The 9,293-nt window shown below is 75.5% G+C and carries 4 protein-coding genes; all 4 read right to left on the bottom strand.

What is annotated here, in order from left to right:
• Nucleotides 1-1,971: 1,971 nt before the first annotated feature.
• Nucleotides 1,972-3,738: an ABC transporter ATP-binding protein gene (locus ABZ374_RS13290; protein WP_360310221.1), complete on the bottom strand. Its 1,767-nt coding sequence runs from the start codon at nt 3,736-3,738 to the stop codon at nt 1,972-1,974.
• A gap of 349 nt (nt 3,739-4,087) precedes the next feature.
• Nucleotides 4,088-4,225 (bottom strand): VenA family class IV lanthipeptide, encoded by a 138-nt coding sequence (locus ABZ374_RS13285; RefSeq protein WP_020549100.1) that lies wholly within the window; start codon nt 4,223-4,225, stop codon nt 4,088-4,090.
• Nucleotides 4,226-4,304: 79 nt separating this feature from the next.
• Nucleotides 4,305-6,122: an alpha/beta fold hydrolase gene (locus ABZ374_RS13280; protein ID WP_360310478.1), complete on the bottom strand. Its 1,818-nt coding sequence runs from the start codon at nt 6,120-6,122 to the stop codon at nt 4,305-4,307.
• Nucleotides 6,123-6,127: 5 nt separating this feature from the next.
• Nucleotides 6,128-9,076, bottom strand: coding sequence for a class IV lanthionine synthetase LanL (lanL, locus tag ABZ374_RS13275; protein ID WP_360310219.1), 2,949 nt, complete (start codon nt 9,074-9,076; stop codon nt 6,128-6,130).
• Nucleotides 9,077-9,293: the final 217 nt, after the last annotated feature.

Raw genomic sequence — 9,293 nt, 5'->3', positions numbered from 1 at the left:
GTGTCGGCCCGTGTCACGTGTCGCTCCGCGCTCCGGTCGGGGGCTTCGTCGGCCGCGCGGCCTGCCTTGCGGCGGGTGTCCGCCGAGTCCCGGTCCGCCTCGGACTCCGGGCCGGCCTCGGGCATCGACCGCCGAATGCCTCGGCTCGGGGTCTTCGCCGCGTTGTTCTCGTTTTTGTGGCCGTGCGATGAACTCGGGCCCGGCTCGGCGTCGGCCCGGAGCGTGCGTCGTCCCGCGCTCCGGTCGGGGGCCTCGGCCGTGTCACCTGCGTGGCCGACGGCGTCCGCAGCGTTCCGGTCGGGCTCGGGCTCGGGATCGGCGTCACCCCGAGGCGCTCGCGGCGCGGTGCCGCGAGCCGAAGTCTCGGCGGCTGCCTCACCCGTGTGTCCCGCGGCACCCGCCGAGTTCCGGTCCCGCTCCGGATTCGTGCCGGCCCACGCCGTCGGTGCCCGGGTGTTCCCGCCGGGAGCCTCGCAGGCTTCGCCTTCGTCTTCATGGGCGGGAGCCGAGTCCCGGCTCGGCTCGGGGTTCGGGCCGAGCCGGAGCACGCGCCGTCGTGGACCCCGGCCGGCGGCCGTGCTTTCGTCCTCGGCGCCCGGTGACGAGTGCCCGCCCGGCTCGGGGCTGCCGGCGCCCCGCGGCACCGGCCGCTGCCACGCCCCTCGCCCGACGGCCTCGACCGTACCGCCCTCCTCGTCGGCGCCGGGCGGCGAACCTCGGTCCGCTTCCGCCTCGATGCCGGTCCAGACCACCAGCCGTCGTGATCGCCTGCCGGGAGCCTCGGCCGCCGCGGTCGCGTCTTCGAGCGGGCTCGGCGAGTTCCCGTCCGTCTCCCGACCCGGGCCGGCCCACACCACTCGTCGTCGCCCGCCCCGGCGCGGGGCCTCGGCTCCTTGCGGGGGGTTCTCGCCGACGTCCGGGTCCATGCCCGCCCGCACGGCCCGCCGTCGGCCGCTCCGCCCCCACCCGTTCCGGAGCCGCCAACGCCGCCCGGTTCGTTCCGGAGCCGCGGACACCACACCATCGCCCGTACTCGCACCGTCGCTCACCTCCGCACCCGTGCCGGCGACCACGCGGTCGCCCGCGCCCGTCGTCGCGCGCTCTCGATCCGCGCCCGACGCACCGTCGCCCTGTGCCACGTCCGCGCGAAACGCGTCCTGTGGTCCGTCGTCGGTCATCCGGCTTCCCCTTTCGGTCCCGGCCGGGTCGCCGGAGTGCGTCCTGTCGGTGGCGGCGTTCGGGGTCGACGGCCCGACCCACGGGAACGGCGCGTGCGTCGCGTGCACGGAGACCGCCGAGAACCAGGCCCGTTCGCCGGTTCGACCGGCCACCGGTCCCCGCCGCGACGGCCCGGCCGAGGCTTCGCGCGCGGCCTCGCCCGCCGCCGGCGCCCCGTGTTCCGCCGGTGTCCGCCCCGGTCGTCCGGCGGGAGACTCGCCCGGGGTGCCGCCCGCCCTGTCGTGGCGCGCCGTCGGGGCTTGTCCGGGTCGCGCCGCGAAGGCTTCGCGCGCGGCCTCGTCCGCTCCCGGCTCCTCGCCCGCCGCCGGCGCCCCGCCGTCCGCGGGGGTGCTTCCCGGTCGCCCGGCCGGCGGCCCGAGCGTGGACCGGACCGAGGTCGGTGTCCGCCCCGACGACCCCGCCGAGTCCTCGCAAGCCGACCCTTCCTCGGCCGTCGCCGGCATCCGTCGGGGGCGCTTGGCCGACGCCTCGTGCACAGGGCCGGTTTCCGTCCGCGCCCGTTCGGGTCGCTCCGCCGAGTCCCCGCCCGACGCCGACCCCAGCCCTCGTTCCGGCGCCGAAGCCCCGCTCACCACCCGAGCCCCGTGCTCCGACGGCAGATTCCCGTCCGCCGCCGCATCCCCACCCGCCCGCACCCCGCGCCCCACCGCTTCGCCCCCGGCCCGCCACCCGGGCCCGAGCCGCCACATGGGTGCGTCGCCGGTCGCCGCCTCGCTCATCCCGTCCCGTCCCTCATCGGCTTTGGCCGGAGGAGGCGTCGTTCGTGGTGAACACCGCTCGGTAGGCCGGGTCGCTCCACAGTTCCGCGTGGGTGCCGAGGGCCCTGACGCGGCCGGCGTCCAGCCAGACCACGAGGTCCGCGTCGGCTGCCGCGACCGCACGGTGGGCGACCACCAACCGGGTGCGACCCGCGAGGCCGGTGCGGAACGCCTCGTGGATGCGGTGCTCGGTGACCGTGTCCAGCCCGCCGGTCGCGTCGTCCAGCACCAGCACCCGCGCATCCTGCACCAACGCCCGTGCCAGGCCCAGTCGTTGAACCTCGCCGCCGGACAGGGCCAGGCCCTCGGTACGGGTCGCGTAGCCGGCCGGCAGCCGGCGGACGAAGTCGTCCGCGAAGGCCATCTCGGCCGCCCGGGTCACCGTCTGCGCACTCGCCCCCGTCCGCCCGTACGCAAGCGCCCCCGCCACGTCCGCGCCCACCAGCACCGGCCGCGGAAACGCGTAGGCGACTCCGCGCCGCAACTCGCCCCGGGCCAACCGGGTCACCGGCAGGCCGTCCAGGAGCACCTCGCCCTCGTCCGGCTCGCGCAACCGCCCGGCCAGTGCCGCCAGCGTCGACTTGCCCGACCCGGAGGCCCCGACCAGCGCCACGCACGCGCCCGCCGGCACCGTCAGGTCGATCCCGTCCAGTACCACCCGGAGCGCGTCCCGACCGGGCTCCGGCACCCGCACGCACACCCCCCGGAAGGTCAACTCACCACGCCCCGGCGGCAGGGTGCGCGCCGTCCCGTACCCGGCGGGCTCGACCGCGAGCAACTCGTCCGCCCGGACCCGCCCGGCCCGGGCGTGGGCGACGGCCACCAGCGCCTCGACCTGCTCCAGGAAACCCAGTCCGAGCGCCGCGTATCCGGCTGCCGCGACCAGTTGCCCGGGCGGGATCCGGCCGTCCGCGAGCAGCCATCCGGCGGTCGACAGGACGGTCAGCTCGACCATCGGCGCGAGCAGCAACACCTGGGCGACCGCGTTGCGTTGGGCCCGCCACAGGCTGTGGCCCGCCGCCGACAACCCGGGCAGCGGCGCGAGCACCCGGGCGATCTCGCGATCGTGCGTACCGCAGGCCCGGATCGTCCGGGCCCCCGCGAGCGCGTCGCCCAGCCGGGCGGCCAAGCCGCTCTGCTCCACCTGATAGCGGGTGAACAGGTCGGTCGCCCGGTCCATGAACAGCCGCACCACCAGCAGACCCGGCACAAGCCCGCCGACGAAGCCGACGGCCAGCCACGGATCGATCAGCGCCAACGCGACGATCCCGCCGAGCGAGGTGACCAGCGCGCCGAGCGTACCCAGCAGCGCGGGGACCGATCCGGCCGCGTCCGGCGCCGCGCCCACCAGTCGCGAGACGACGTCGCCGGCGGCAAAAGGATTCCGCGCCCCGATGCCCAGATCGGTGATCCGCACCGCCAGTCGCCGGCGCAACCGCGCGGTCAGCTCGGCGGCCAGACCCGGCCCGGCCATCTCGGTCAGCACACCGGCGAGCAGCCCCAGCACGAGCACGGCCACCAACCGCAGGGTCGGCCCCGACGCGGAATCGCCGCGCACCACCGCGTCCACCGAGCCGGCCACGGCCGCAGGCAACAACAACGCGGCGATCGACCCGGCCGGGACGGCCAGGGCCAGCGTGAGGGTCGGCCCGGGCGCGGTCCGCAACGCGGCCCGCACGCCGGTGCCGGTGCGATCCCCCCGGGTCGGGGCGACCTGCGTGGCTATCGCAACATCGGCCACAGCGTGACTCCTCGGGTGCGCGGAGCGTTGAACGGGGCGGCACCCGGACGGCGCCGTCGCGACGAAGAAGAACGTACGAAGAGATACGAAGTACGAAGAGATACGAAGCGCAACCAAGCGCAAGCACGGGACGTACCGGCGGCGTGCCGCCCGCCCCGAACCGTCCGCGATTGCCATGCTGAGGTCGGCCCGAGACCGGGAGCTCCTGATTCCGGCAGGAACTCCCGGTCCCGGGTTCGTGCTCACCGGGTCGTCCACCCGCGCACCGCGGCGAACCGCAGCCCGTCGAGACGGACGCCGGCCCGGTGTCGCGCCACCGGCCGACCGGCCGGAACGCGCGGCGCCGGAACTAGCTGATCGTGAAGATCAGGCAGGTGACCAGCAGACAGGTGAACTGGCAGCCGTTGCCGCCGTGCCCGCCGAGCTCGACCGACTCGGTCTCGGGGAGCTGCTGCAGGGCCGCGAGGTCGGTCTCGATGTGCTCCATGGTGGATCTCCTTCGGGACGTTGCCGCCGTCGCGAGCGGATGCCCGCGACGGGTGTTGCGGGGCGGTTCCCCCCTGTCGTCACACCCGGCCGGTTTGCAGGAAACCGGTCAGGCGTGCGTGGAGATCGGGTGCCCCATCCCCGGTCAGGACCTCGTGGCCCAGACCGGGAAGCTCCAGATAGCGGAAATCGGTACCCTCGACCCGGCCGCGGCCGAGGAGGGTGTGCCGCAGGGTTCGGGACTGGCCGACCGGGATCGTGTCGTCCCGGTCGCCGTGCACGAACAGCAGCGGTACGGCGATGCGTTCGCACACCGCGACCACATCGCGCGGCCCCTGCTCGTCGACGTACTCGGTGTCGCCACCGAGCCGGGTCATCAGCGCGCGAATCGGCAGCGACGCCTGGGCGATCAACCTCGGCCCGGACAGGAACGGCGCCACCGCCAGACACCTCGACCACACGTTCGGCGCGAACGACGCGGCCAACAGTGCGAGATAGGCGCCGTAGCTGACCCCGAACAGGGCCGGCGGGGCGAGCTTGAACGCGGCCCGCTCGGCGCCCATGGTGCGGCCGATCGCGGTCACGTCGGCCAGATCCGGACCGCCCCACGCGCCGTGCAACTCGCGGGCGAAACGCGCGCCGTAGCCGGTGCTGCCACGTTGATTGGGCGCCACCACCGCGATGCCCGCCGCCGCGAGCCGTTGCAGGAGCGGGTCGAACTCGAACCGCCAGGCCGCCGCGGGACCGCCGTGCAGGGCGAGCAGCACATGCTCCGCGGCGCGCCAGTCCGGCCCGCCGTACACGACCGACTCGATCGGCCCGGCGCCCCCGACCAAAAGCTCCAGATGGGCCGGCCGCCACACCGGACGGGTCGCGTCCTCGAAGCCGATGAACGGACCCGGCTCGCCGTCCTGACGCCATGACCCGGGCTGCTCCGGATCCAACCGGGCCAGGCAACTGGGCCGATCCGGCGCGGAGTACGGGACGCGCAGCCCCTGATCGGTCCACCGGCCGACCGCGCCCAGACAACCGTCCGGGGTCGCGACCTCCACCAGCGTGCCGTCCTCGGGGGTCCAGATGGCCAACCGGGATATCGCCCCCCGGTCCAACTGGAGCGCGACCCGGCGGCCGTCCGGCGCGATCGCGATCGGCCGCACCTGCGCGTCCGGCAGGTGTACCAGCTCGGGCAGGCGCACCCGACCGGGCAACTGCCCCCGGTCGGCGGGCAGTCGGATCCAGCCGAGGCGATCGGAGCCCGGCGCGTTGCTGGCGATCACCAGCAGGCCGCCGACCGGATCGGCGAGCAACAAACGATCGTTGCTCTCCTCGGTCAATTCCAGGAACGGCCGCACCGTGGCGGTTTCGAAGTCGAGCGCGACGGTTTTGACGCGGCCGCCCCGCACCTCGTCCAGGGCGAGCCGCCGCCCGTCCGGGTCGAGCCAGACCCCGCCGCTGTACAGGCCCGACAACTCCGCCGCGGCGTCCAACCGGCCGTCCTCGCGGACCAGCCACACCGTGGTCGAGGGCGTCGTGTCCGCCCCGAGCGCGAGCGCCAGCGCGTCCGGGCCGGGATAGGGCAACAACCGCAGACCCGGCAGCCGGACCGTGGCCAAGTGCCGCTCGCTGCCCGCGTCGTCGGCCTCCAGCAGGGCCAACTCGTGCCGCCCCGGCTGGTGTCGGCAGACCAACACCCGGCCGTCCGGCAGCGCGAGCAACTGGCTGTGCAGCCGCTCGGGCGCACCGGTGCCCACCGGTAACGCGCCGCTGGCCCGACCCGGTCGCAACGACCAGGACTCGACCCGCCACGTGCCGTCGCCGTGGGTGGCCAGGCAGGCGGCGTGCCCGCCGTCGGCCGCGAACGACCAACTGATCCGCCGCAGCGGCCGAGTCGTCACCATGGTGCTCACGCGTCCTCACCGTCCAACCAGAGCCGGGCACCGCCGTGGCCGAGCCGCAGCAGGAAGCCGAGGACCCCCGCCGTGCCGGTGCCGTACGAGGCGGAGACGCCGATCGCGCTCTCGTCGGCGGGCACCCGCAGGCCGTCGATCAGCGCGGTCCGGGCGCGCAGTTGCCCGGCGAGGTCGACGGCGTGCGCGCGATGGATCGGGTCGTCCAGCGCCTGGGCCAGATCGAGCAGGAACTCGCCGTTGCCCGCCAGGCCGTGGCACGCGGTGGTGCCCGAGTGCCAGCGGGCGCGGTGCACCGCGACGCCCGCGCGCTCGGCCGATTCGCGGTGCCGCGGATCGCCGTCCGCCTGCCACATCCGGATCAGGAACGTGCCGACGCCGGCCGAACCGCTGCACCAGTGGGCCAGCCGCACGCCCGCCGGATCGCCGGGACCCTGCGGCCACCACGCGGCGTCGCCGTCGACGCGCACGGTCCGCAGCAGCGTGCGCGCCGCGGCCCGCGCCCCGTCGAGGCAGTCCTCGCGACCGGTGGTCAGCGCCGCCTCCAGCAAAAACGTGCCGACGCCCGCGACGCCGTGCGCGAAGCCGAGGTGCGCGGCGCCGGCCAACCGGGAATCGAAGTCCTTCGGAACCGGCCACAGGGTCAGGTCGCCGGCCTGCCGGGCCGCGCCCAACAGCGCGTCGGCGCAGGTGAGCGTGCGTCGGCGAAAACGATCGTCGCCGGTGGCCCGCCACATCCGCACCTGGAGCAGACCGGCGCCGGCCGCGCCGTGGCACACGTCCGGGTTGGGCCACACGATCGGCACCCGCAGGGCCGTCTCGACGGCCGACGCGGCGAGTTCGTCGTCGCCCAACAGGGTCGCCGCGTCGTACAGCGCCCACGCCGTCCCGGACCGGCCGAAGTGCAGACCGGGCAGGACCACCGGTTCGGCCGCCGCCCGGTCGCGCAACCACACGGCGCCGTCCTCGACCGCGCGATGCAGCGCGTAGCGCAGCCGAGGTTCGAGTGTCGTGGTGTGCGCGGCCCGGGCCAGCACCCCCAGCACCCCGGCCGCCCCGTATTGCACGCTGCACGGATCCATCGCCGCCGCGCCGGCCGTCATCGGCCACAGCCGATCCACCCGCCCCGGCGTCATGGTCGCGACCAGGTGCGCGAGCCCGTCCAGGAGCAACGCGTCGTCGTCGGGCGGCAGCGGATGCGGCGGCACCTTGTCGCCCTCGGTGTCCGGATGCGGCCGAGGCCCGTCCGGCGCGTCCTGCCGCCCGAGCACGCCCGGTCCGGCAGCCGCAGCGACCGCGGAGCCGTCCGGCCCGCCATCCGCCCGCACCACGCCGCACTCGTCCCCGGCCACGCCCGCGACGAACGCCCCCACCCGCTCCACCGTCCACCGCGCCGTCGCATCCTCGGCCCACAGGCCGCGGATCGCCGGTGCCAGGCGCCGCGCGGTCTCGCCGTGTCGAGCGGCCGACGCCAACCACACGCCGAGCCGCTCCACCGTGTCGCGGCTCGCGCCGACATCCTCGGGCAGCGCCGGGTCGGCGCCGGTGGCCAGCAGGAAGAACAACCCGCCCAGGCTGTACAGATCGGCGGCGGGGTGCACGAGATGCCCACCGTCCGCGGTCGGACGCTGCTCCGGCGCCCGATATCCGGGCGTGCCCGCCGCGCCGGCCCGGGAGCCGATCTCGGCGGCCAACTCCAGGTCCACCAGGCGCACCGAGTGGTCCGGCGCGACCAGCACGTTCGTCGGCGACAGGTCGCGGATCACCAGATTCTCGGCGTGCACGGTGTGCACCATGCGGAGCAGTCCCAGCACGAGGGGTCGGGCCAGGGCCCACGGCACGTCCGGGTCCTGCGCGTGCCGGCCGACCCAGGTGCGCAGCGGCTCGCCCGGCACCCGTTCCTGGGCCAGGAAGATCGTCTCGGCCTCCTCGACCAGCGCGACGTGCCGAGGGGTCAGGCCGGTGTGCGCGAGCCGCCGCATCACCACCGCCTCGTGCCGCAACGCGGCGCACGCGTCCCGCCCGGAGCGGTCCACCTCGATGTGCGCGCGGGCCTGCTTGACCACGACGGCGGTCTCGTCGGTGGTGTCGCGGCCCAGGAATACGCCGCCCTTGGCCGAGTGCCGCAGCGCCGAGGTGACCGCGAAGCGACCCGCGATCAGCACACCCGGCGTCGAGGACGCGGCGGGCGTCCCGGCCCGCGCCGAACGGGCCCGCGCCACCAGCGGATCGGGCGCCCACGCCGGCGGCGTGAACCAGGCTTCCCGGGCGTCGTCCACGGCCAGCCCGTCGGGGTCGGTGAGCACCGCCCGGTAGCCGCCGTCGTTGCCGAGCACCGCACGCCGGCCGAAGCCGCCGTAGCGGTAGTGCACGACGCTGCCCGGTCGGCACGGCCGGTCGGAGAGGATGCCCGGTCCGGTGAGCTCGCGCGTCACCTCGTCGAGGGCGTCCACCAACTCCATGAACTGCTCGTCGTCGTCGGGGTAGATCGTGATGAACTTGCCCGCCGAGGCCCGGTCCGCCTCGCGGGAGTTGAGCATCCGCAACCGCTCCAGGTCGCCGGCGAACTTGAACGCCACCCGGCGCGGCAACAACACGTCGCAGACCCGGCCCAGTACGTGCGGGGCGTCCCCGGTCCGCGCGCTGACGTGGATCTTCCAGCCCTGGGCCCGGGCCGCGTGCCCGGGCGGTCGTACGGTGCACCAGAAGTCGTCCGAGCGCACGTCCCACTCGGCGTTCGCGCCGGCCGCACCGGAGGCATCGGACCCACCGGACGCGCCCGCCGCCGCCTCGCCCCGCCGTGCCCCGCGCCCCTCGTGATCCGATTCCCGGGCACCGACCGCGGCACGGTCGAGCGCGGCACGGACGCGGTCGACCAGGTTCGTACCCGATGCGCCGTGGCCGCCGGTGCGCTCCGCACGGTGCCCACGCGTCGTCGTAGCCATCCCTGGACTTCCCCCTCGACTGTGCCCTCGCGCCCCGGTCGACGATGCGCGTCGCGCTGGTCGACCGGTGCCCGGAAACGGTGTCGAGCGACCGGGTGACCCGGTCGCCGACGTGGCCCCCGCCTCGGATCGCTCCCCCCGGCGGGTCGGCATGACCGTACGCAGCGCGTTCGGGCCACCTCAACGAGTTGCGGCAGCCTTCACCCCTTCGAGTGAA

Origin of the sequence: Embleya sp. NPDC005971 (assembly GCF_040629175.1) — a bacterium.
Classification (GTDB): domain Bacteria; phylum Actinomycetota; class Actinomycetes; order Streptomycetales; family Streptomycetaceae; genus Embleya.
Note: the sequence above shows the minus strand (reverse complement) of the source record. Positions and strands in the feature narration are given on the sequence as shown.